Genomic DNA, 22963 nt, shown 5'->3' with positions numbered 1-22963 from the left:
CATCCGCTCCAGACCAATGGGCCGCCGGCCATTGCCTGCCTTCGGATAGTACGGCTCAATCACGGCGCACAATGCCGCCCACGGTACGATCCGCTCCATCGTCGCCAGAAACTCCTCACGTCGCGTTGGCTTGCGGTGTTGCTCGAAACCTGCACATTGATCTGCACCCGCTGCCAACGTCATCTGCTTCATGTTCATCTCTTCGCGCTCGTGATTCTTCAAATAACGCGCCTTCTCACGAATCGGAGGACTTGATCAGCATTGCCCTAAATCCTCCACAAGCAGGCGATGCCGAATTAATACTACCGCTCCAAAGCGGTAACTTGGCCACTCACACCAAGGGGCAAATCACCTATGATGCAGATTGTGCTGCGGTTTGAGCGTGCAGCGCGACCCGCGTGATTGCCTGAGCCGACAGACAACCATTTCCGGATGCGCCGGCCTGGGTCAAGGAAGTTCGTCCAGTGGCGGTCAACCGCTGCTTGACCGCCCGCATTCTCGTGCAGTGGCCATGACCTGCCGGGAGCTCAACTTCAGCACGGAACGGCAATATGAAGACTGAGCAGCCGAAGCGCTATATCAAGTGCCTCGTTGTCGTGTACGTGATATCGGGCCTGGTGTATATGGGATGGCGCGTGGGAAGCATCAATATGTCGGCCCCGCTCTTCTCCATCCCACTCTACGCCGCCGAACTTTACGGCTACGTGAGCGGCCTGCTCTTTGTTTTGATGACATACCAGTTGTCGGTGCGCGAAGCGCCGCCGCCGGAGCCGGGCCTGAGCGTCGACGTCTACGTGCCGACCTATAACGAGTCGGTCGAACTGATACGCCGGACCTTGTTGGCAGCCATGCGCATGGACTATCCGCATGTCACCTGGCTGCTCGACGACGGGCACCGCGAGTCGATGCGCACATTGGCCGAGGAACTCGGTTGCCGCTATCTCGCCCGCGACAACAACGCGCATGCCAAGGCCGGTAATCTCAATAACGCGCTACAGCACAGCACAGGCGAATTCATCGCGATCTTCGACGCCGACCACGCGCCACGCAAGGATTTCCTGGTGAAGACGCTTGGGTATTTCAAGGATGCAGGCGTCGCCTTCGTGCAAACGCCGCAGGACTTCTTCAACATCGACTCGTTCAACCACCGGTTGGGCAAGAAGCGGGTCTGGGACGAACAGGCGCTGTTCTTCAAGATCATCCAGCGCGGCAAGGACGCCCTGAATGCAGCGTTCTTCTGTGGCAGTTGCGCGGTCATCCGCCGGGCCGCGGTAGCGCGGATCGGGGGCTTCGCCACCGAAACGGTGACTGAGGACGTGCACACCGCCATCCGGCTGCACAAGCTTGGCTACCAGTCTGGTGTACCACGCCGAGTCGCTGGCGTTCGGCCTGGCACCGCACAGCATCGATACCTACCTGAAGCAGCGCATGCGCTGGGGCATGGGGTCCATGCAGGTATTCCGGCGTGAGAACATCCTGTTCTGCCGCGGACTGACCTTGGGCCAGCGGTTGAACTATCTGGCGTCGGCCCTGTTCTTCCTGGAAGGCTGGCAGAAGCTGGTCTTCTTCCTGACGCCGCCCGCGGTATTCCTGTTTGGCGTGCTGCCGATCGTGTCGCCGCTGAACACCTTCCTGATACTGTTCTGCCAGTATTACCTGCTTTCAATACTGGTGCATCTGGAGCTCGGACGCGGCTATAACTCGCTGTTCCTGAGCGAGCAGTACGCGATGGCAAGGTTCTTCGCCTTCATGACGACCAGCGTCGGACTGTTCCGCAAAAGTATCCCGTTCGCCGTGACGGACAAGCAGATGTCGCAGACGGGAAAGATGTGGCTCTGGCTCTCGCCGCTGCTTGCCGTCGGGGGCGTGGCTGCCGCGAGCGTGCCGGTGGGCGTGTACCGGATTTACGCCGGCACCATCCCGTTAGGGGCAGGCATGGTGACGCTGTTCTGGACGCTGATGACGCTGGGGTCGGCCATGATCGTGGCCGCGTACGCGTACAAGCACTCGCGCAACCGCCGCGTCGAATATCGTTTTCCGCTGCACGTGCCGGTCATGCTCACGGTTCACGACAGGACCTACCTGGGGCTGACCTCGGATCTGTCGCCGAACGGCGCGCTTTATACAGGCGAAGCGATACCGAAGCTGACGCTGGGTGACGTGGTTGGCGTGGCGGTCCACCTCCCCAACTTGATCGTGCGCGATACCGCGACGACAACATCCGTTAAGCCATCGCGTCCAGGTTCAGCCAAAGGCATGTCAGTGGGCCTGCATTTCAACTGGGCGGCGTACGGCAATACCGGTGCTTTGGAAACGTTCTTGTTTGGCAGCAGGCTCCAGCTCGAGATGGGGACCCTGCGCGAGACCGAGACACCGCCGCTCACACGGCTGGCGGAAATACTGCATCGGGACAAGGGCAAGGCGTCTATCGGGCAGAGTTGGGCCGCCGGATTATTAATGCAGCCTTTGCGCGTTGGTATGTTGCCGGTCGCCATTGCTACCATCGACGGTGCTGCACCGCTGCTGTTCAGCAGCATTGAGCTAGACCTGAATTCTGGCGCTACATTGCGCCAGACCACGACGGACCATGGAGGCAACGCTGCCGACCAGATGATCCGTCTTACACCCACCGGAAGGCTTGTCACGCCGACTGGCGACTTCCACCTGTACAACATTGCGCTGCATGGCGCGGCCTAACACAGGGAATGAACATGACGCGGTACACCCGCTATGGTGCAGCTCGTCGTATCTTTGCGGTTGCTCTCCTGGGCGGTTCATCCTTGCTGGCCTCGACGCCGGCAGCGGCGGGGCCGTTCCTGTTTGGTGGCGCCAGCCTTGCGGGCGGTGGCGAGCGTAGTGAGTACGCCGGTGTCAGTGGCAATTTTCTGCCGGTGTCATTCCTGACACAGAAGCTTGTGATCAGCGACTACCACTATAAATACGGCTCGAACGGCACCACCGTGTCAGTCAACGGACAGTCCGCCGAGGCGGCGATTGGCGTGCAGAAGGGCTGGGAAAGCGGGTGGGCGGAGGCGTCGGTCGGAGCGCGTTATCGCTACAACCGCGTTTCTCCGGAAGGCGCGGACAACCGCTCCGATGGGGGGGAGTGGGGGCTGGCGCTCACGGTGCTGGGCCAGCAGGAATTCGCCAGGCAATGGGCCGTCAACGGCATTGCGAGCTACAATTTCGGGCCTAAGGCTTACTGGGCGCGCGGGCGCTTGCTCTATAAGGTCTTTGGCGATGCCTGGGCCGGCGTCGAGATCATCAAGCATGGCGACCCGTTTTACCACGCCACGCAGGGTGGGCTGGTGCTGACCGGCATTTCCCTTGGTAAGGCATTGAATCTTGGTTTCTTTGGCGGTGCCAAGAAGACTGCAGGCCAGTCACGTTCTTTCTATGGCGGGCTGGAGCTATCCAAGGCGTTTTGACGTTGACCGCTGCGCTGCTGCCTGTGGCGGGTGTCTGGCGGCTGCATCTGGACTACCACTGATGCCGAGGGCCGGCGCGCTGGCGAAGGCGCAATTCCCGCCGCCTAAGAATCCGGTTTCGGAATGAAAAAGGGGCGTCCCCCTTTTTCATCCTGAAACGGGTTCTAAAGTCCCAGCACAAGCTTGGCGATGATATTGCGCTGAATCTCGTTGGATCCCCCGTATATCGACGCCTTGCGATAGTTGAAATACCGCGGCGCCAGCACGGCGGCATAGTCCGGCCCCACGCGCGCAGCGGCCTCGCGCCCCTGCAATGCAGCCCAGGTGTCCTGCACGAACGGCAACGCAGCCGGGCCCGCGGCTTCCATCGCCAGTTCGCTGGCTGCCTGCAGGGTCTCGGTGCCGGTGAGCTTGAGCATGCTCGACGCCGCGCCGATCGAAGTGCCCGATTCCACGCCCGAGAACACCCGCAATTCAACCGCCTCGAGTGCCGCAGCGCGCAGATGGAGTGCCGCCAGCTTGCGGCGGAACAGGGGATCGTCGAGCAGGCGGCCGCCGTCGTCGGCGGGCTGCCCGGCGGCGATCTCCGCGATCTGCGACAACTGCTTGCGCAGCATCGGGCTGTAGGTGCCGCCGCGCTCGAACTCCAGCAGGTACTTGGCGTAGGTCCAGCCCTTGCCTTCTTCGCCGATGCGGTTTGCCACTGGCACGCGCACATTCTCGAAGAAGACCTGGTTCACTTCCTGCTGGCCGGGCGGAGGGCCGTCCAGCGTCGGCAGCGCCGATACCGTGATGCCTGGCGTATGCATGTCCAGCAGCAGGAACGAGATGCCTTCCTGGCGCTTCGATTCGCGGCTGGTGCGCACCAGACAGAACATCCAGTCGGCCCACTGCGCGTGCGTGGTCCAGATTTTGGAGCCGTTCAGGATGTAGTGCTCGCCGCCGCTGTCGGTGCCATGATCGGCGCGCATCTGCAGCGAGGCCAGGTCGGAGCCGGAGTTGGGTTCGGAATAGCCCTGGCACCACCACACGTCCGAGCTCAGGATCGGCGGCAGGAAGCGCTGCTTCTGTTCGGGCGTGCCGTACTTCATGATCACCGGCGCCACCATCTTCAGGCCCATCGGCGACACTGGCGGGCAGCCGGCGGCGGCCAGTTCCGACTGGAAGATAAAGCGCTCGGTCGAGGTCCAGCCCGGACCGCCATATTCCCTGGGCCAGTTCGGAGCGGCCCAGCCGCGCGCGTGCAGCGCCTTCTGCCAGCGCAGCTGCGCGGCCTTGTCGAGGTAGCCGTTCTTGGACTGCGCCATCATCGCGCGCAGGTCGGCGTCATAGGCCTGGGCGATCCAGGCGCGCACGTCTTCGCGGAACTGCTGATCTTGCGGGGAGAAATCGAGATTCATCGACGGGCCTCGCTGGGTAATCGTCTGGGTTCGGGGATGCTGGCTTCAGGCCGCGGCCTGGGCGGGGTAGAGCAGGTCGGCGTAGCGGTGCAGGTGGTGCTCGGCGGAGCCCAGCTGCAGGTCGATCGCGGTGACGCGCTTGAAGTAGTGGCCCACCGCCAGCTCTTCCGTGACGCCCATGCCGCCGTGGATCTGCACCGCCGCCTGGCCGACAAAGGCACCGGCCTGGCCGGCCTGGATCTTGGCCGCGCATGCGGCCTGCGCGCGCACCTGTGGTGCGCTGGCCGCATGCATCGCCGCCACCTGGGTCAGCGCCACGGATTGCTCCAGCTGCATGTACATGTCGGCCATGCGGTGCTGCAGCACCTGGAAGGTGCCGATCGGCACGCCGAACTGCTTGCGCTGGCGCGCATAGTCGATGGTGTCGGCCAGCATGCGCGCCATGGCACCATTGGCTTCGGCAGAGAGCGCGACCATGGCCTCGTCGCAAAGTTGTTCGATCAGGGTAAAGGCCTCGCCTTGCGCGCCGATACGCTGGCTGGCCGGCACCTGCACGTTGTCGAGCAGCACTTCGGCGGCGCGCTGGCCGTCGAAGGTCGGATACTCGCGCAGCGTCACGCCGGGCGTGTCGCGCGCTATCCAGAACAGGCTGATGCCGTCCCGGTCACGGCGCGCGCCGGACGTGCGGGCGCTGACGACCAGATGGGTGGCGAACGGCGCGCCGGCCACGGCCTGCTTGTGCCCGCTCAGCTTGTAGCCGTTGCCCTGGCGCGTGGCGCTGGCTTGCACGTCGTGGCGGCAGTAGCGGCCGGCGGGTTCGGCATGGGCCCAGGCGGCGGTGGCTTCGCCGCCGATGATGGCCGGCACCCACTGCGCGGCCAGCTCGGGGCTGCCGTGCATGAGCGCGCCGCCGCCCAGCACCACGGTGCCCAGGTATGGCTCCAGCACCAGGTGGCGGCCCAGTTGCTCCATTACGATCATGTGCTCGGCCGCGCCGCCGCCAAGGCCACCCAGCGTCTCGGGGTAGGCCGCGCCGAGAATGCCGAGCTCGCGGGCGAAGGCGCGCCAGCAGTCCGGGCGCCAGCCCGCGGCTGACTGGACGGCAGCGCGGCGGGCTTCGAAATCATAGTGGTCGGCCAGGTAACGCGCGAGCGTGTCGCGCAGCATCGACTGTTCTTCGCTGAACTGGAAATCCACCTTGGCTCCTTCGGAATGGGGGTGAGGCGTGATTGCGGTCGTCTGGCGGGCATCATCCTGCCAGGCCGTCCGGTGGCGCATCGTCGCATCGGACGAAGCTGCCCGGCGCGTCCGCGGCCCGATTTTTGCGGCACTGCGGCAAAGCGGCGGCACTGCTGCTTCGTCGCTTCCGACGATTGTTGAACCCGCCGACATTCCCAGAATGCGGGATCAGCATCCGCCAATACACCGACACCCGTCGAGGAGTTCAACGCCATGCATCCGCACATCCACGCGCAGCGCACGCCCGACAAACCAGCCGTCATCATGGGCAGCAGCGGCGCAGTCGTCACCTACCGCGAACTGGATGAACGCTCGAACCAGGTCGCCCACCTGTTCCGCGGCCAGGGACTGCAGCCCGGTGACCGCGTCGCGTTCATGGTCGAGAATCATCCGCGCCTGTTCGAACTGTGCTGGGGCGCGCAGCGCAGCGGCATTGTCTATATCTGCCTGAGCACGCGGCTGAACGTGGCCGATGCCGCCTACATCATCAATGACAGCGGCGCCAAGCTGCTGGTCACCACGCACGCGCAGGCCGAGGTCGCGGCAGCTTTGGCCGGGCAGACGCCGGCGCTGCGCGGCAGGTTGATGCTGGACGGCACCGTGCCGGGCTATGACGCGTACGAAACCGCGCTGGCGCGCTGCCCGGCAACGCGCATCGATGGCGAAGTGACCGGCGGCGACATGCTGTATTCGTCCGGCACCACGGGCCGGCCGAAGGGGGTGTATGCGCCGCCGTCGAGCGCGAATATCGAAGCTCCCACGACCCTGACCAGCCTGTGCCAGCGGCTCTATGGCTTCGATGCCGAGACGCGCTACCTGTCGCCCGCGCCGCTATACCACGCGGCGCCGCTGCGCTACAACATGACCGTGCAGGCGTTGGGCGGGACCGCGGTGGTGATGGAGCATTTCGATGCCGGGCACTACCTGCAGCTGGTGCAGCAGCACCGCATCACGCATACGCAGCTGGTGCCCACGATGTTCTCGCGCATGCTCAAGCTGCCCGAGGCGCAGCGGCAGGCCTGTGACGTGTCGTCGCTGCGCGTGGCGATCCACGCGGCCGCGCCGTGCCCGGTGCAGGTCAAGGAAGCCATGATCGCGTGGTGGGGACCGGTGATCTGGGAGTACTACGCCGGGACGGAGGGCAATGGCGTGACCGTGGTCAGCACGCCGGAGTGGCTGGAGCGCAAGGGCACGGTGGGCCGGGCCATGGTCGGCAAGCTGCGCATCTGCGGGCCGGACGGCGCGCTGCTGCCGCCGGGCGAATCGGGCACCATTTACTTTGCCGAGGGCCGCGCCTTTGCATACCACAATGACGATGCCAAGACCGCGGAGTCGCGCCACCCGCAGCAGCCGGACTGGAGCACCATCGGCGATGTCGGCTACGTGGATGCGGACGGCTACCTGTACCTGACCGACCGCAAGGCCAACATGATCATCTCCGGCGGCGTCAACATCTACCCGCAGGAGGCCGAGAACCTGCTGATGACGCATCCCAAGGTAATGGACGTGGCCGTGATCGGCGTGCCCAACGAGGACTTCGGCGAAGAGGTCAAGGCCGTGGTGCAGCCCGCCGACATGGGCCTGGCAGGGCCCGAGCTGGCCGCGGAGCTGATTGCGTTCTGCCGCGCCAACCTGTCGGCCATCAAGTGCCCGCGCTCGGTCGACTTCGAGACGGAGTTGCCGCGCCTGCCGACCGGCAAGCTGCTCAAGCGGTTGCTGCGCGACCGCTACTGGGCCGGCCACGCCAACAAGCTGGTGTAGGGCCGCATGCCGTTGCCCGCATTTTCGCGAGTGCAGCAGTTTACGTCATAATCCTCTGTCACATCACAGCCACGGCCGCCCGGCTGCATCCGCAGCGCGGGCGGGCGCATCGCGCGGCCTGCAACGGCAGCGATGCGCGGGAGACGACAACAGCCAATGGCAAGTATCGAGGAGACCGGACGGCGCGTGCCGCCACCGGCCGGCGCCGCATCGCTGGCGGCCAAACTGCGTCCGCCGCTGCTGACCCCGTTCCAGGTCGAGCGCGCGGCGATCTGCGAGACCGTGTGCGCGGCCGGCTTCGTCAAGCTTGTGCTGGTGCGCGCACCGGCGGGCTTCGGCAAGACCACGGCCATGCTCCAGTGCCGCGCGCGGCTGGAGGCCGCGGGCGGGCGCACCGCCTGGCTGACGCTGGACCGGTCGGACAATGATGCCTCGCGCTTCCTGGGTTCGGTCGAGGCAGCCATTGCGCAGGGCATGGGCGGCGGCGGGCCTGGCCGGTCCGCGCACGGGGCGCTGGCGCAGGATCCCGGCGAGCAGGCGCTCGCCCTGATCGACCGCCTGGCCAGCCATAGCGGCGACTTCACGCTGTTCCTTGATGATTTCGAAGCGATCCAGAACGCCGCCGTGACCGGACTGGTCTGGCAACTGGTGGAAAGCCTGCCGCCCGGCTGCCGCGTGGTGATCGGCACCCGCTGGGTGCCGGAATCCGGCCTGGGCCGCCTGCGCGCGCGCGGCGAACTGCTTGAGATCGAACCCGCGCAGCTGCGCTTTTCCGCCGACGAAACCGCATCCTTCCTGCGCCAGGCGCGCGGGCTGAAGCTGGAGCAGGCGGCCATCAGCGTGCTGCACCGGCGCACCGAGGGCTGGGCCACTGCATTGTGGCTGGCGTCGGTGGCGCTGGAGCGGCGCAGCCAGCCAGAGGGCTTTATCGCCGGCTTCTCCGGCTCCAACGCGGCGATTGCCGACTACCTGGTCGAAGACGTATTCCTGCACCTGCCCGACGCGGTGCGCGACTTCCTGCTGCGCACCTCGATCCTGGACCAGTTGTGCGGGCCGCTGTGCGACGCCGTGTGCGACGCCGCGACCGCTGGCAGCAGCGACGAAATCCTGGCCTGGCTGGAGCGCGCCAACCTGTTCCTGCTGCCGCTGGAGAGCGAGCGCTATGGCGAGCGTGGCTCCGGTGCGGCATCGGAGCAGTGGTACCGCTATCACAGCCTCTTTTCCGGCTTCCTGCGCGGCCAGCTAATGCAGGCCATGCCTGACGCCGTGCCGCTGCTGCACCTGTCGGCATCGCGCTGGTATGAGTCGCAGGGGCGTCCGGTGCCCGCCATCGAGCATGCGTTCGCGGCCGGTGCGCTGGCGCACGCGCTGCAGTTGCTGGACGGCGCCGCGGACGACCTGCTGGCGCAGGGCCGCATGCGCCTGCTGACGCGCTGGCTGGAGGCGGTGCCGGCCGAGGAACTGGCACGCTGGCCCAAGCTGCAGATCGCGCGCGTCTGGGCGGTGTCGTTCACGCGCGGCCCGGCCGAAGCCATCGCCCTGCTGCAGCAGATCCCTACCGAGGGCGCGGCCGGCGACCTGCTGGCGCATATCCGCGCGCTGCGCCACATGCTGCTGAACATGATGGACCGCTTCGACGATGCGCGCGCCTTCGCCCGCAATGAGCTGCCGCCGTTGCCGATGGGCTACGCCTTTCCCGATGCGATCCTGGCCACCTCGATGGCGCGACTGGCTGCGGTGGCCGGCGACTACCCCGAGGCGCGCCGGCTGCTGCAGGTGGCGCGGCACGCGGTGCGCGGCTCGGACAGCAATTTCAACAAGATCTTCTCGGAGTCGGTCGAAGGGCTGATCGACCTGCGCCAGGGGCGGCTGCAGCAGGCGCTGGCACGGTTTCGCATCGCCGCCAGCACGATGCTGCCGAACCGCTTCGGGCCCACCAACGGCAACGCCATGGCCGGCATCCTGCTGGCCGAAGGCCTGTACGAGAGCGGGGACTCCGATCGCGCCGGCCGCTTGCTCAACGTCTACCTGCCGCTGTCGCGCGACCTCGGGCTGCCTGACCAGATCATCACCGGGCACACGGTGCTGGCCCGCATTGCCTTCGAGCGCGGCGAAGCCGACCAGGCGCATGAATGGCTGGCGCAACTGGAAGCGCTGGGACACCACCGCGGGCTGACGCGGCTGGTGATGGCGGCAATGCTGGAGCGCGCACGGCTGGCACTGCGCCAGGGCAATGTCCACGCGGCGCAGGAGGCGATCGAGCGCGCCGCCGATCCGGCGCTGTGGCGCACGCGGCCCGGGGTCAGCTCCTTTGCCAGCGATGTCGAGGACATCACCCTTGGCCGGCTGCGGCTGGACCTGCATGCGCGCCCGGGCACGCCGGTGCGCGAGGCCATCGAGCGCGAGCTGGCTGCGGCTGCCGGCAACCAGCTGATGCGCCGCGCGCTCAAGCTGCGCATCCTGCTGGCGCAGGCGTGCCAGCGCACTGGTGACGGCGCGCACGCGCTGGTGGTGATGGGCGAGGCGCTGCGTTTTGGCGCGGCCGAAGGCTTTGTCCGCATTTTTGCCGACGAGGGCGAAGACGTGCGCCGGCTGGTGGCCGACGCCTGTGCGCGCCAGTCGGCCAGCCTGCCTGCCCCCTACGTGCAAAAGCTGCTGCAGGCTTGCGGCCAGGCCGGGGGCGAGCCGGCCGCCAGTGCGGGCCGGCCCGCACCGGCGGCGCTGGTGGAGCCGCTGACGCCCAAGGAGCAGAAGGTGCTGCAGCTGCTGGCCGAGGGCTATTCCAATGTGGCCATGGCCGAGCGGCTGTTCGTGTCCGAAACCACGGTGCGCACGCACCTGCGCAATATCAGCGCCAAGCTGCACGCCAGCAACCGCACCCAGGCCGTGGCCATCGCGCGCCAGCTCGGGCTGCTCTGAGGCCGCGCCGCAGGCCGGCCTGCGCGCGCGGTTGCGGCTCAGATGCCCATGAACTCCGTGAATTCGTCCAGCGGCGCGCGCACGGCGCGCAGCTGGTTGGCGGGCGCCTCGGGGTCTTCGTAGCCGACCGCCATGCCGGTGAACAGCATCCGTTCGGCCGGCAGCGACAGGAACTTGCCGATGGTCTGCGGGTACATCGCCCAGCATTCCTGCGCGCAGCTGTCCAGCCCTTCTTCGCGCAGCAGCAGCATCACCGTCTGGAGGTACATGCCCAGGTCCGACCATTGCGGCGGGCCCATGCGGCGGTCCACGGTGCAGAACAGCGCCAGCGGCGCACCGAAGAAGGTGAAGTTGTTGGCAAACTGGGCCAGCCGCCGTGCCTTGTCCTCGCGCGGGATGCCGAGGTAGTGGTAGAGCGCCTCGCCCACCTGGAAGCGGCGGTCGCGGTAGGGCGAGACCAGCTCGCGCGGGTAGACGTCGTACTCGCGCGCTTCACCTGCGGGCGCCTGGGCGATGCGCTCGCGCATGACGGCGCGCAGCCCCTCCAGGGCCTCGCCGCCCACGACATGGATATGCCAGGGCTGCAGGTTGCCCCCGGAGGGGGCGCGCGCGGCGGTGTCGAGCACGCGCCGGATGGTGTCGGGCGCGACGGCCCGGGGCAGGAAGCCGCGGACGGACTTGCGGCTGGCGACGGCTTGGCTGACTTTCATGCGAACTCCGGGATGACGGATGGCCGATGGTTGACGGGGGCGCGCTTCAGATGAATGGCGGCTCGCTGGTCCAGTCGAAGAAGTCCGGCATGTCTTGCGACACCGTTTCCGGGAAGGCCGCGGGGCGCTTTTCCAGGAAGGCGCTGACCCCTTCCTTGACGTCGGCGGAGCGCCCGCGCGACTGGATCGCGCGGCTGTCGAGCTTGTGCGCTTCCATCGGGTGGCTGGCGCCGGCCATGCGCCAGATCAGCTGGCGCGAGATCGCCACCGAGACCGGCGCGGCATTGGCGGCGATCTCGCGGGCAATGGCCCGGGCGGCAGGCAGCAGGTCCTCGGGCGCGTGCAGCGAGCGCACCAGGCCGCGCTCATGCGCTTCCTGGGCGGAAAACACGCGGCCGGTGTAGCACCATTCCAGCGCGGTCGAGATGCCGACCACGCGTGACAGGAACCACGACGACGCCGCTTCGGGCGTGATGCCCCGGCGCGCAAAGACAAAGCCGAACTTGGCGTCGGTCGATGCCAGCCGGATATCCATCGGCAGCTGCATGGTCACGCCCACGCCGACCGCGGCGCCGTTGACCGCGGCGATCACCGGCTTGAGGCTGCGGAAGATGCGCAGCGACACGCGCCCGCCGCCGTCGCGGTGCGCGGTATCGGGGCTGGCGCCATAGCGCTTCTCGAAGTCGAAGGTGGCGCCGCCGCCGGACAGGTCGGCGCCGGCGCAGAAGGCCCGGCCCGAGCCGGTGACGATCACGGCGCGCACGTTGTCGTCGGCATCGGTGGCGTCGAACGCGGCGATCAGCTCATGCATCATCTGCGCGGTGAATGCATTGAGCTGGTCCGGGCGGTGCAGGGTGATGGTGGCGACACCGTCTTCAACGGCGTAGCGCAGGGTTTCGAACGAAGGCGTGGCTTGCGTCATGTGGGCTCCTGCCGGGATTGCTGCGAATAAGGGGGGAATGATGCCGGGGCGGGGCGCCGGCACGGGGGCTCGGTCAACACTAGTGCAGAATGCGCCGCCCGCAATCGTCGCTTCCGACGAGGCTTGGAATCGGCACCTGGCCGTAGACTGGCCCCGATCAAGCGGCAGGGCCCGGCACTACCGTGCGCCTGCCGGCACAGACAGCTAAGGGACAACCATGAAGACACGAATCACCGAACTGCTTGGCATCCGCTACCCGATCATCCAGGGTGGCATGCAATGGGTTGGCTACGCCGAGATGGCCTCCGCCGTTTCCAATGCCGGCGGGCTGGGCATCCTCACGGCGCTGACACAACCCACGCCCGAGGCACTGGCCGAAGAGATCCGCCGCTGCCGCGAGATGACCGACAAGCCGTTCGGCGTGAACCTGACCCTGCTGCCGTCGATCAACCCGCCGCCGTATGCGCGCTACCTCGACGTCATCATCGAGAGCGGCGTCAAGGTGCTGGAAACCGCCGGCAACAACCCTAAGGAACATATCGCGCGGGCCAAGGCCGCCGGCATCAAGGTGATCCACAAGTGCGTGGCGGTGCGCCATGCGCTGTCGGCCGAGCGCCTGGGCGTGGACGCGGTGTCGATCGACGGCTTCGAGTGTGCCGGCCACCCCGGCGAGGACGACGTGCCCGGCATGGTGCTGATCCCGCAGGCGGTGCGCAAGCTGTCGATCCCGGTGATCGCCTCCGGCGGCATCGCCGACGGACGCGGCATGGCGGCGGCACTGGTGCTGGGCGCCGAGGGCGTCAACATGGGCACACGCTTCTGCGCCACGCGCGAGGCGCCGATCCACGACAACGTCAAGAAGGCGCTGGTGCAGGCCAGCGAGCGCGATACCAACCTGATCTTCCGCACGCTGCACAACACCGCGCGCGTGCTCAAGAACGCCGTGTCGGACGAGGTGGTGAGCATTGAGCGCCGCCCGGGCGGCGCGCAGTTCGAGGACGTCAAGCACCTGGTCGCCGGCGTGCGCGGCAAGGCGGCGCTCAAGGCGGGCGAGACCGACGGCGGCATCATCAGCGCCGGCCAGTGCGTGGGCCTGATCGACGACGTGCCCAGCTGCGAAGAGCTGATCACGCGCATGGTGGCGGATTGCCGCGAGCACCTGAGCGTCGCCTCGCGCTGCTTTGCCTGACGCCATGGCCGAGGCTGAAATCGAGGCGGCGATGACCCAGGCCATTGCCGCGCCGGGCGAAGCTGCCGGCGGGGACGTGCCGGAGGGCTTCGTCCCGCTGCGCCGGATGAGCGGCTACATGGCAGGTTTCGGCCAACTCTACCTGCATGCGCAGCGCCGCACGCTGGCGGTGCGGATCGACGAGAGCCACCTGAACAACCTGGGCATCCCGCACGGCGGCATGCTGGCGACACTGGCCGATACCGCCATCGGCATGATGATGTCGCTGGAAACCGGCCGCGCCAAGAGCGCGGTGACCGTCAACCTGAGCCTGGACTACCTGGATTCCGCGCGGCTGGGCGACTGGGTCGAGGCCCGTGTGGAGTTCGACAAGCTCGGCTCGCGCCTGCGCTACGGCACCTGCCGGCTGGTCAGCGGCGAGCGCTGCCTGCTGCGCGCGACCGCGATCTTTGCGGTGCTTGCGCCGCGCACCTGAGGCGTGCGGCAAACATCGTCGCTTCCGACGACGCTTGCCGCTACCCGCAGCGCAACAATGCAAAGCGACACTGCCGGCGCCAGATGCCGGCACCCCGGACAACACCATGGCTGCCCCGGCAGCCTGCACCGAACCAAGGAGATCACATGGCAGAGGCATATATCGTCGCGGCGGTCCGTACCGCCGGTGGCCGCAAGGGCGGCAAGCTGTCGGGCTGGCATCCGGCCGACCTGGCCGCACAGGTGCTGGACGCACTGGTGGAACGCACCGGCGCCGACCCGGCGCTGGTCGAAGACGTCATCATGGGTTGCGTGAGCCAGGTCGGCGAGCAGGCCGGCAACGTGGCGCGCAATGCCATCCTGGCTTCGCGCCTGCCTGAAAGCGTGCCCGGCACCTCGGTGGACCGCCAGTGCGGTTCGTCGCAGCAGGCCCTGCACTTTGCCGCGCAGGCAGTGATGTCGGGCGCGATGGACATCGTCATCGCCGCCGGCGTGGAAAGCATGACGCGCGTGCCGATGGGCCTGTCGTCGCAGCTGCCGGCCAAGAACGGTTTCGGCGTGCCCAAGAGCCCCGGCATCGAGGCGCGCTACCCTGGTGTGCAGTTCAGCCAGTTCACCGGCGCCGAGATGATTGCGCGCAAGTATGACCTGTCGCGCGAGCAGCTGGATGCCTACGCACTGCAGAGCCACCAGCGCGCCATCGCCGCCACCAAGGCGGGCCGCTTCACTGCTGAAATCCTGCCGGTGGAAGTGCGCACGGCCGACGGTGCCAACGGCGAAATGCACACCACTGACGAAGGCATCCGCTATGACGCCACGCTGGAAAGCATTGGCAGCGTCAAGCTGATCGCCGAAGGCGGCCGCGTGACGGCCGCTTCCGCCAGCCAGATCTGCGACGGCGCCGCCGGCCTGATGGTGGTCAACGAGGCCGGCCTGAAGAAGCTCGGCGTCAAGCCGCTGGCGCGCGTGCACACCATGACGGTGATCGGCCATGATCCGGTCGTGATGCTGGAAGCGCCGCTGCCGGCCACGGAAGTCGCGCTGAAGAAAGCGGGCCTGCGCATCAGCGATATCGACCTGTTCGAAGTCAACGAAGCCTTTGCCCCGGTGCCGCTGGCCTGGCTGAAGGCCACCGGCGCCGATCCGGAGCGCCTGAACGTGCATGGCGGCGCGATCGCGCTGGGCCATCCGCTGGGCGGCTCGGGCGCCGAGCTGATGACCACGCTGGTGCATGCGCTGCATACGCACGGCAAGCGCTACGGCCTGCAGACGATGTGCGAAGGCGGCGGGCTGGCCAACGTGACCATCGTCGAGCGTCTGTAAAGCTGTAGAAGCCGGGGCGTGCCGCGCAGGCGTGCCGCGCAAGGATGGCTGCAGCAAGAGGTAGTAAAGGGAGAAGGACCGGCGGCGCGGGCATGTCAGAGTGCCCGCGCCAGCAGCCGGAACAAAAGGGCCGCGATATTGCGGCCTTACTTGTTGTTGCAGTTCACTCTGGTTGCAGCGCGGGCGCGCTGCTGCTCACGCAAAGGTCACTGCGCTGCGCCGGTCGGCGCGTTCCAGGTGCGGTACGTTGTTGAAGCTCAGCAGCCGCTGCACGCCGCGGCCGACGATGAATTCGCAGAACGCCGTGTTGCGGAATTGCAGGTTCATCTCGATGGCGGCCTGTGCGGGTGCGCCAAGCAGGTCGGCCGTGGCGCGGCCGATGGCGCCACCGGAGCTCACTACCAGGATGGCATCCTCGCGCGTCGTGCCTTCGCTCGCGTGCGCCAGGGCGCCGGCAATGCGGGCGCCGAAATCGGCCCAGCTCTCGGGCATGGCGGCCAGCCCGTCCTGGGACCACGCGGCGTAGGCCGCACGGAAGGTGCGCCAGTAATCGTTGTAGTCGCTGTTCTGGTGTGCGCGGTGGTCGGCGCCGCCGGTGTGGCAACGGTACAGCGCTTCGCCGTCGTATTCGTTCAGGCCCGGGTGCGAGACGATCGCTGCCTGCGGCTGACCCATGCCGGCCAGGATCTCGCTGGCGGTGTCCTGCTGGCGCACCAGCGTGCCGGCTACCACGCGGCTGAAGCTGACGCCGCGCTCCTGGAAATACTCGCCCAGCCAGCGCGCCTGCTGGCGGCCGGTCGGCGACAGGCAATCGTAGTTGGCGGCGCCGAACGAGGCTTGTCCGTGCCGGACGAGGAAAAGCGTGGCCATGAGCGGTCCCGGTGAACGTTGAGTCGGATAGGGCTGCGCCCGGCGCGCCGCTTGCGGCAGGCCGGGGGCCGGGCACAAGGCCCGGCGTGGGCACATTCTAGGGAGGGCCGGCGCGCGCGCCAAGCAAGCGGTGCGCAATTCATGGCAGCCATGGCCTGGCTGCATTATCGCGGGTGGGTGGGCCGCTGGTGTGCTCAGGCCGGCTCTGCGCAGGTGACGCCGAGGTAGCCTGCCATCAGGCGGTTGAGTTCCGGGATCAGCTGTTCGTCGTCGAGGTGCAGTGGTCCGGAATCATTGAGCACGGCATTGACCAGCACGCTGAACACCGCCTGCATGGCAAAGCGCACGCGCAGCTCGGCGGTGTCGGCAGGCATCGCCAGCCGCGGCACCAGTAGCTGCACCATGCGCTCTACGATGGCTTCGCCGCTCTGGCGGTGGGGCACCCATTCCTCGGGCCGCGTGGACGCATGCCGCAGCGACGCCCGGATCACGCCGCGGTTGGCCAGGGTGCCGAGCACCATGAAGCGCGTGGCCTTTTCCAGCAGCACCGGTGTCGGCACGTCCTCCCAGCGCTCCTGCGCGAGGTAGCGGTCGGTCGACGCGGCGGTTTCTTCCATGACCAGCGCGCGCAACGCCTCGAAATAGGCCATCTTGTCGCGGAAGCGCCCATAGAAGGCACCCACCGACACCTGGCACGCCGCAGCGATCTGCGCCACGGAAACGGCGGCAAAGTCACGCGAGGCAAGCAGTTCGCGGCCCGCGCCCAGCAAGGCTTGTTCGGTCTCGCGGGCACGGCGCTGGCGCGGCGGCTGCAGGATCGAGGGCGTATCGATACGGGGAAAAGAGGCGTTGGCGGTGAAGCCGGATTGGGTCGCTGACATAGGCATTTCCGTATTCGAATTCGGATTCGAATTTGAAAATACCGGTGCGTGCCGCGACCCGTCAAGGGTTTTGTCGGGTGGTGGCCCGGCGTGGGGGTGGGTGGGCTGCGCGCAGGTGGCGGTGCGGCGCACGCCGCAAGCGCCCGCCGCCAGGCCCGCCAGCCCGGCCAGAATGACGGCCTCGCGCGAGGCCCTCCAGGCCCATCACCAGGCAGAAGCTGGACACCAGCCCGTCGTTGACGCCGAGCACGGCTGCACGCAAGGCGTTGCCGCTCGGGCGATGGAGCAGGCGCCGCACGCGGGTGCCGAAGCCGGTTGGAGTGGGGGCGCTCGTCAGGGGCATGGTCTCTTTTGCGATGGAACGTGGTCAGTTGAAGCGCGGGCCCAGGTCATCCCGCATCCATTCGATAAACGCGCGCGTGCGTGCCGGCAACAGCCGTGCATGGGGATAAATCAGCGACAGTGGCCATGCCGGTTGCTCGAAATCCTCCAGCACGATGCGCAGTTTGCGTGCTTCGACCAGTTGCGCGACCTGGTACGACAGGAAGTGGCCGAAGCCCGCGCCTTCGGCACAGGCAGCCACGGCGGGCGCGGTCTGGTTGAATTCCAGGTTGCCGCAGACCTGCACGTGGAACGCCCGGCCGTCTTCCTGGAAGGTCCACCAGTGCGCGTGGTTGCCGGTGAAGCGCACGCAGTTGGCGCTGGCCAGTTCCTCGGGATGGCGCGGCACGCCGTGCTTGCGCAGGTAGGCGGGCGTGGCTACCACCACGCGGCGGATGCGGCCGACGGTCTGCGCGACCAGCGTGGAATCAGCCAGCGGGCCGATGCGCACGCCCACGTCCAGGTCTTCTTCAAGCAGGTTCACCACGCGGTCGGTGAATTCCATGCGGCAGCGCACGCGCGGGTAGCGCTGCACGAAACGCGTGACCGCCGGCGCCACATACATCTGCCCGAACAGCACCGACGCGGTCAGCGTGAGCTGGCCGCTGGGTTCGACATGGCTGGCGCTCAGGCCGGCCTCGACCTCGTCGATGGTGGCCAGGATGCGCCGGCAGCTGTCCAGGTAGCTGCGCCCCTCGCCGGTCAGCGACAGCCGCCGCGTGGTGCGGTTGAGCAGCCGGACCTGCAATTCGGATTCCAGTGCCGCCAGCGTGCGCACCACCGCCGGCAACGAGGTATGGAGCGTCGTGGCGGCTGCCGTCAGGCTGCCCTCGTCGACGATCCGCACAAAGGTCTGCATTGCGCGTAGCTTGTCCATGGCGCCAAACATTACTCCATTTTTTGGAGTAGTCAAATATCAATGGCCCTATTTATTGCAGTGGGTTCGGCGCCCAGAATCCGGCTATCCCAACCGTTGAGGAGTCTGCCATGCAAGAGACCAACCGCCCCGCCAAGCCGCTGGTGCTGTACCGCTCGCCGGTGTCTGGCCACGCCCATCGCGCAGAGCTGTTCCTGGGGCTGCTGGGCTTGCCCTGCCGGCTCGTGGACGTCGACCTGCGTGGCGGCGAGCAGCGCAGCGAGGCCTTCCTGCGCCTGAATCCGTTCGGCCAGGTGCCGGTGCTGGATGACGACGGCGTGGTCGTCGGCGATTCCAATGCCATCCTGGTCTACCTGGCCATGCGCTATGACGATGGCCGCTGGCTGCCGCGCGACCCGGTGGGCGCGGCGCGCGTGCAGCGCTGGCTGTCGGTGGCCGCCGGCGACATTGCCTTCGGGCCGGCGGCGGCGCGCCTGGGCGTGCTGTTCGGCAGGCCGGTGGCGATGGACGATGCCATCGCCCGCGCGCAACGGCTGTTCACGCTGATGGAAACCCTGCTGGCCGGGCAGCCGTTCCTGGCGGCCGACCACGCCACCATTGCCGACGTGGCCGCCTACAGCTATATCGCCCGCGCCGAGGAAGGCAACGTGCCGCTGGCGCCGTACCCCGCGCTGAGCGCCTGGCTGCGCCGCATCGAAGCCTTGCCCGGCTTCGTGCCGATGCTGGTGTCGAAAGTCGGCCTGGCGGCGTAGCGCCTGCCGGCACGCGTATCGCCAATCGATCGGACAAGGATAAGGAGCCCGTCATGGATCTGCCCACATGGCCGCACGCCGGCCTGCCATTCCACGCCGGCGAACTGGCCGCTCAGGAGCGCGCCGGCAAGCGCGAACGCATGGCCGTGTCCGGCCCACGGGTGATTCGTGGCGAGATGCCGGAGCAGCACCGCACGTTCTTTGCGCAGCTGCCGTTCCTGCTGGTTGGCGCCGTCGATGCCGACGGACAGCCCTGGGCCACGATGCTGGCCGGGACGCCGGGGTTTGCGCATACGCCTGACGCCACGCACCTGCGCATCGACGCCGTGCCGCTGCCCGGCGACCCGGCGGCCCCGGCCCTGGCGCAGGGCGTGCGCATCGGCCTGCTCGGGATCGAGCTGCCTACGCGCCGGCGCAACCGCATGAACGGGATCATCGTGGCGCGCGACGAGGGCGGGATGACGGTCGAGGTCGAGCAGAGCTTTGGCAACTGCCCGCGCTATATCCAGTTGCGCGACGTGAGCCTTGCCGAGCCGGCGCCCGCGCCGCCCGCCTGGCACGGTGACGCGCTGGACGAGCAGGCGGTGGCTTGGCTGCGCGGCGCCGATACCCTGTTTATCGCCACCAGCCACGCCGCATTACCGCAGGACGAGGGCGAGCACACCGGGGGCGCCGATGTCTCGCACCGCGGCGGCAAGCCTGGCTTTGTCCGCGTCGATGGGGCCGGCACGCTGACGTTCCCGGACTTCAACGGCAACAACTTCTTCAACACCGTCGGCAACCTGCTGGCCAATCCGCGTGCCGGGATTCTGGTGCCGGATTTTGCCGATGGCTCGCTGCTGCATGTCGGCGGGCGCGCCGAGGTGATCTGGGATGGCGAGGAACTGGCCTCGTTCACCGGCGCCGAACGGCTGGTGCGGCTGCACGTCGAGCGTGTGATGCGGCGGCCGGCCGTGCTGCCGCTGCGCTTCGGATTTCGGGAATATTCGCCAGTGCTGGCGGACACAGGTGCGTGGCCGGCGCGCTGAGCCGGTGGTCGCGCGCCTGTCCGGTGCCTTGCGCACGGTGCTGGCCGAGCCCGGCACCAAGGCGAAGCTCGAGCTGCAGGGTGCCGGGCCCGCCTGGCAGTCGCCGGAGGCATTTGCCGCCACGATCACGGCCGAGCAGAAGCGCTGGGGGCAGGCAGTGAAGGCGTCGGGCGCCAGTATCGACTAAGCCGGGCTGGCACCGGCGGGCGCCGCGGCTCAGCTGCGCCCCCGATATTTCAGGCTGGCGCAGTGGCCGATGAGCGTGGTGATGCAGCAGGCATCGCCGCGCCACTCGCCGCCGATCACGATGCCGTCATGGCCGGTCACCAGCTTGCGCTGGCATTGGCCCGGCACCGGCGTGCGCTCCATGCCGGCATCGCGCGGGCCGCTGCCCGGGGCGCGCGCGGGCGCAACCGAATCGTTCCAGACATAGGCCGTGCCGGAGGGCAGGGCCTGCACTGTTTGCGGCGGGCCCCACTGGCGCTTCGCCTCATCGACGGGGACGTTTTTCCAGGAATCGAAGACGTCCTGCATGGCACTGGCCTCCAGGCCGGCGCAGGCACCGGTGATGGCAGCCGCCCACAAGACGGCCAGGTTTGCACGCATGCCGGCGGCGCCGCGGGCCGTTTCGGCAGGAGAAACTGGGTTGGCTGGCATGTAGGCTCCGCATCGGCGCAGCCGGCTGCAAGGGCCGGCCTGTGCAGGCTAACGGAGCCGCGTGCCTCGCTGCAAGCGCGCTCTGCGCGATGACGCACAGTGCATGGCCGGCTTCAGTCGGCGAACAAGCCCAGGGGTTGCTGTGCGGCAGCCGACGGTGCCTTGCGGCCAGTCTGCCCGGCCGGGATGCGTGCCGGGCGTGGTGCTTCGGCGGGGGCCTCGGGCGCGGTCAGCGTGAACGGCCTGTGCACGGACAGCGGCACCGCCTGTGGCATCCATTGCGCCAGCCGCGGCGCGAGGATCTGGTACGTATCGAGGTCGAAATGCGCTGGTGCTGCCGCCAGCGCCTGCGCTTCTTCCAGCGTGGCTGCGCAGCCCAGGTAGCACCAGTCGTCGGCGACATGCCACCAGGCGCGTCCGTCGTGCTGCTCGCGCCAGGCGGCCGGGCCGTCGAAGGGCCAGGGCATCAGCGCGATCGGCGCCAGCGCGGCGGCCAGCCGGGCGCGGTGCGCGCCCGACGGCTCGGCGCCAACGCAGGCACCCGCGCAGCGATGGACCTGGCGCGCAAAGCAGGGGCTGCCACGGCGTGTGGTTTTCTCCAGCGACAGCGTGGCCAGGCACAGGCCGTGTTCCTGCGCCAGTGCGCGCAAGCGAGCCTCGGCCGCGCCGCGGCTGCCGAACACGCCGAACAGGTCGCGATGCCGGCAGAAATCCGTATCGCGATCCGAGCGCAGCCGTGGCACCGGCAACTGCTGCGGCAGTTCCCAGGCATAGAGCCGGGCATTGCGGCGCAGCAGCTGGTTGTGCACCGGCTGCATCGCCTTGACCAGCCGGGCTTCCAGCAGCAGCGCGCCGGTCTCGCCGCCGGTCTCGCGCCATGCCACGCGGCGTACCAGCCGGGCCAGCCGCATGTCCTTGCCGTACCGGTAGTCGCCGGAGAAATGGGCGCCGATCCGTTGCCGCAGGTGCACGCTCTTGCCGACATAGAGTGGCACGTCCTGGTCGCCATAGAAGATATAGACACCCGGCGCCGCCGGCACGTCTTCCAGCGCGGTTTCGTCCAGGCCGGCCGGCAGGCTGGCCCGCCGCACCAGCGTGCGCACGGCCGATTCCACCAGGTCGACGGAATACGTGGCATGGATCTTCTGCCAGAACTGCCACAGCAGCTCGGCATCGGCCAGCGCGCGGTGGCGGCCCTTGGGCGTCAGGCCAAAGCGTGCAATCAGCGCGTCCAGGCCGTGGCGTTCCACGGAAGGGAACAACGAGCGCGACAGCCTTACCGTACACAGCACGTCGGCCCGGAAGGTCACGCCGGCACGCCGGAAGGCGTTCTTCAGGAAGCCATAGTCGAAGCGCGCGTTGTGCGCCACGAACAAGCGGCCTTGCAGGCGCTCGGCAAGCGATTCCGCCAGTGACTCGAAGGTCGGCTGGCCGCGCACCATCTCTTCAGTAATGCCGGTCATGCGCTGGATGAACGGCGGGATCGACATGCCCGGGTCGAGCAGAGTGTCCCATTCAATAATGCCGTCCGGGCCGACTTCGACCACGCCGATCTCGGTAATGCGGTCGCGCTGGGCGTCCGCGCCGGTTGTCTCCAGGTCGACAAAGACAATAGGGCGCGACAGCGCCGCGGCGAGAGCTTGGGCGTCCAGCAGGCGCGCCCCGTCCGCTGGCAGGCGCGACGGCAGGTAGGTAGGCATGTCAGGCATCTGCCGATTTTAAGGGGGCGCTGATGGCGGCACGAAGAAGTTTTCAAAAACCCCTTGCCAACCCCGCTGCGGTCACTTAATATTCGCCCCCTCGCAACACAACGCAGCGCTGCAAAGCAGGCGCGGCAAGGGTTGCGGGGTCGACCGGGTAGGTCGGCGCAGCGAAGTTGGCGCGCCGGCCGCAGCGAAAAAAGTTGCTGAAACGGTTGACGAAACGAAGAAAGCTCTGCATAATCTCGTTTCTCTGCTGCAGACAACGCAGCAGCGCTGAACGGCAAAGCCGGCAGCGAAGTTCTTTAACAACCAAACAACCGATAAGTGTGGGCGCTGGGTAGCGGACGCCACTGTCTTCGGACAGTGTGGCTTCACAAGTTATACAGTGCTCGCACAGCAAAACGTGACTGGGTCTTCGGATCTGGTCAGTCAGTTTTCTGAGAGTGAGC

Annotated in this window: 21 protein-coding genes and 2 pseudogenes; 11 read left to right on the top strand and 12 right to left on the bottom strand. The window is 67.6% G+C overall.

The annotated features are described in order from the left end of the window. Positions 1-192 (bottom strand): annotated as a pseudogene (locus A3A5_RS42390) (IS5/IS1182 family transposase); the annotation flags it as partial. A 359-nt stretch (positions 193-551) separates the two neighbouring features. Between A3A5_RS42390 and A3A5_RS45200 the strand changes: the two are divergent. From A3A5_RS45200 to bcsS, 3 genes are read left to right on the top strand one after another with little or no spacing between them, the layout of a single operon-like run. Further along, positions 552-1469 (top strand): glycosyltransferase, encoded by a 918-nt coding sequence (locus tag A3A5_RS45200; RefSeq protein ID WP_232431505.1) that lies wholly within the window; start codon positions 552-554, stop codon positions 1467-1469. Further along, positions 1360-2697, top strand: a complete 1338-nt coding sequence (locus A3A5_RS45195) for a PilZ domain-containing protein (protein WP_232431504.1) — start codon at positions 1360-1362, stop codon at positions 2695-2697. The genes A3A5_RS45200 and A3A5_RS45195 overlap by 110 nt, the downstream gene beginning before the upstream one ends. Before the next feature lie 14 nt (positions 2698-2711). Continuing rightward, positions 2712-3428, top strand: coding sequence for a cellulose biosynthesis protein BcsS (bcsS, locus tag A3A5_RS0132105; protein ID WP_026201342.1), 717 nt, complete (start codon positions 2712-2714; stop codon positions 3426-3428). 164 nt (positions 3429-3592) lie between these two features. On the opposite strand, the gene A3A5_RS0132100 is transcribed toward bcsS, so the two are convergent. Beyond that, the gene (locus tag A3A5_RS0132100; protein WP_018314548.1) at positions 3593-4828 is read right to left on the bottom strand and encodes an acyl-CoA dehydrogenase family protein; all 1236 of its coding nucleotides are present in this window, start codon (positions 4826-4828) and stop codon (positions 3593-3595) included. A gap of 45 nt (positions 4829-4873) precedes the next feature. Next, positions 4874-6025, bottom strand: coding sequence for an acyl-CoA dehydrogenase family protein (locus A3A5_RS0132095; RefSeq protein WP_026201341.1), 1152 nt, complete (start codon positions 6023-6025; stop codon positions 4874-4876). A 255-nt stretch (positions 6026-6280) separates the two neighbouring features. Here A3A5_RS0132095 and A3A5_RS0132090 point away from each other — a divergent pair, with 255 nt between their 5' ends. Together A3A5_RS0132090 and A3A5_RS0132085 are read left to right on the top strand one after the other, a co-directional pair. Beyond that, positions 6281-7828, top strand: a complete 1548-nt coding sequence (locus tag A3A5_RS0132090; RefSeq protein ID WP_018314546.1) for an AMP-binding protein — start codon at positions 6281-6283, stop codon at positions 7826-7828. A gap of 156 nt (positions 7829-7984) precedes the next feature. Then, a complete protein-coding gene (locus A3A5_RS0132085; RefSeq protein WP_018314545.1) occupies positions 7985-10747 on the top strand; it encodes a LuxR C-terminal-related transcriptional regulator in 2763 nt (920 codons plus the stop codon). Between the two features lie 38 nt (positions 10748-10785). Here A3A5_RS0132085 and A3A5_RS0132080 read toward each other — a convergent pair whose 3' ends face one another. Both A3A5_RS0132080 and A3A5_RS0132075 read right to left on the bottom strand, forming a co-directional pair. After that, positions 10786-11457 carry a nitroreductase gene (locus A3A5_RS0132080; protein ID WP_018314544.1) on the bottom strand — a complete coding sequence of 224 codons (672 nt, stop codon included), beginning with the start codon at positions 11455-11457 and terminating at the stop codon, positions 10786-10788. Positions 11458-11503: 46 nt separating this feature from the next. Continuing rightward, the gene (locus A3A5_RS0132075) at positions 11504-12379 is read right to left on the bottom strand and encodes a crotonase/enoyl-CoA hydratase family protein (protein ID WP_018314543.1); all 876 of its coding nucleotides are present in this window, start codon (positions 12377-12379) and stop codon (positions 11504-11506) included. 217 nt (positions 12380-12596) lie between these two features. On the opposite strand from A3A5_RS0132075, the gene A3A5_RS0132070 reads away from it, so the two are divergent. The 3 genes from A3A5_RS0132070 (at position 12597) to A3A5_RS0132060 (ending at position 15365) form a co-directional block, all read left to right on the top strand. After that, entirely contained in the window at positions 12597-13568 is a 972-nt protein-coding gene (locus tag A3A5_RS0132070; protein ID WP_018314542.1) for a nitronate monooxygenase family protein, read from the top strand. Between the two features lie 4 nt (positions 13569-13572). Further along, positions 13573-14043 (top strand): PaaI family thioesterase, encoded by a 471-nt coding sequence (locus tag A3A5_RS0132065; RefSeq protein WP_018314541.1) that lies wholly within the window; start codon positions 13573-13575, stop codon positions 14041-14043. A 146-nt stretch (positions 14044-14189) separates the two neighbouring features. Then, complete coding sequence (locus tag A3A5_RS0132060; protein WP_018314540.1) at positions 14190-15365, top strand: acetyl-CoA C-acetyltransferase; 1176 nt, start codon at positions 14190-14192, stop codon at positions 15363-15365. Between the two features lie 195 nt (positions 15366-15560). Here A3A5_RS0132060 and A3A5_RS0132055 read toward each other — a convergent pair whose 3' ends face one another. The 4 genes and pseudogenes from A3A5_RS0132055 to A3A5_RS0132045 form a co-directional block, all read right to left on the bottom strand. Next, on the bottom strand, positions 15561-16235 hold the full coding sequence (locus A3A5_RS0132055; RefSeq protein ID WP_018314539.1) for a histidine phosphatase family protein: 675 nt from the start codon (positions 16233-16235) through the stop codon (positions 15561-15563). Between the two features lie 194 nt (positions 16236-16429). After that, on the bottom strand, positions 16430-17116 hold the full coding sequence (locus A3A5_RS0132050) for a TetR/AcrR family transcriptional regulator (protein WP_018314538.1): 687 nt from the start codon (positions 17114-17116) through the stop codon (positions 16430-16432). A gap of 129 nt (positions 17117-17245) precedes the next feature. Then, a pseudogene (locus A3A5_RS45190) lies at positions 17246-17390 on the bottom strand (VIT1/CCC1 transporter family protein); the annotation flags it as partial. 93 nt (positions 17391-17483) lie between these two features. Next, a complete protein-coding gene (locus A3A5_RS0132045) occupies positions 17484-18386 on the bottom strand; it encodes a LysR family transcriptional regulator (RefSeq protein ID WP_018314537.1) in 903 nt (300 codons plus the stop codon). Between the two features lie 98 nt (positions 18387-18484). On the opposite strand from A3A5_RS0132045, the gene A3A5_RS0132040 reads away from it, so the two are divergent. The 3 genes from A3A5_RS0132040 to A3A5_RS0132030 are packed head-to-tail and all read left to right on the top strand — an operon-like array spanning position 18485 to position 20341. Beyond that, positions 18485-19126: a glutathione S-transferase family protein gene (locus tag A3A5_RS0132040; RefSeq protein WP_018314536.1), complete on the top strand. Its 642-nt coding sequence runs from the start codon at positions 18485-18487 to the stop codon at positions 19124-19126. Between the two features lie 53 nt (positions 19127-19179). Further along, positions 19180-20154 carry a pyridoxamine 5'-phosphate oxidase family protein gene (locus tag A3A5_RS0132035; RefSeq protein ID WP_018314535.1) on the top strand — a complete coding sequence of 325 codons (975 nt, stop codon included), beginning with the start codon at positions 19180-19182 and terminating at the stop codon, positions 20152-20154. Then, complete coding sequence (locus tag A3A5_RS0132030) at positions 20135-20341, top strand: hypothetical protein (RefSeq protein ID WP_018314534.1); 207 nt, start codon at positions 20135-20137, stop codon at positions 20339-20341. The genes A3A5_RS0132035 and A3A5_RS0132030 overlap by 20 nt, the downstream gene beginning before the upstream one ends. A 29-nt stretch (positions 20342-20370) precedes the next feature. Here the strand turns inward: A3A5_RS0132030 and A3A5_RS0132025 are convergent, their stop codons facing one another. The 3 genes from A3A5_RS0132025 to A3A5_RS45185 all read right to left on the bottom strand — a co-directional run. Next, positions 20371-20811 (bottom strand): hypothetical protein, encoded by a 441-nt coding sequence (locus A3A5_RS0132025; RefSeq protein ID WP_018314533.1) that lies wholly within the window; start codon positions 20809-20811, stop codon positions 20371-20373. A 113-nt stretch (positions 20812-20924) separates the two neighbouring features. Further along, complete coding sequence (locus A3A5_RS0132020) at positions 20925-22520, bottom strand: exonuclease domain-containing protein (RefSeq protein ID WP_026201340.1); 1596 nt, start codon at positions 22518-22520, stop codon at positions 20925-20927. 76 nt (positions 22521-22596) lie between these two features. After that, positions 22597-22963: hypothetical protein (locus A3A5_RS45185; protein WP_232431294.1), on the bottom strand; the 367-nt coding region annotated here is incomplete at its 5' end.

This window comes from Cupriavidus sp. UYPR2.512, from assembly GCF_000379565.1.
GTDB lineage: Bacteria > Pseudomonadota > Gammaproteobacteria > Burkholderiales > Burkholderiaceae > Cupriavidus.
The sequence above is the reverse complement of the archived record's forward strand: the minus strand, read 5'-3'. Positions and strand labels throughout refer to the sequence as shown.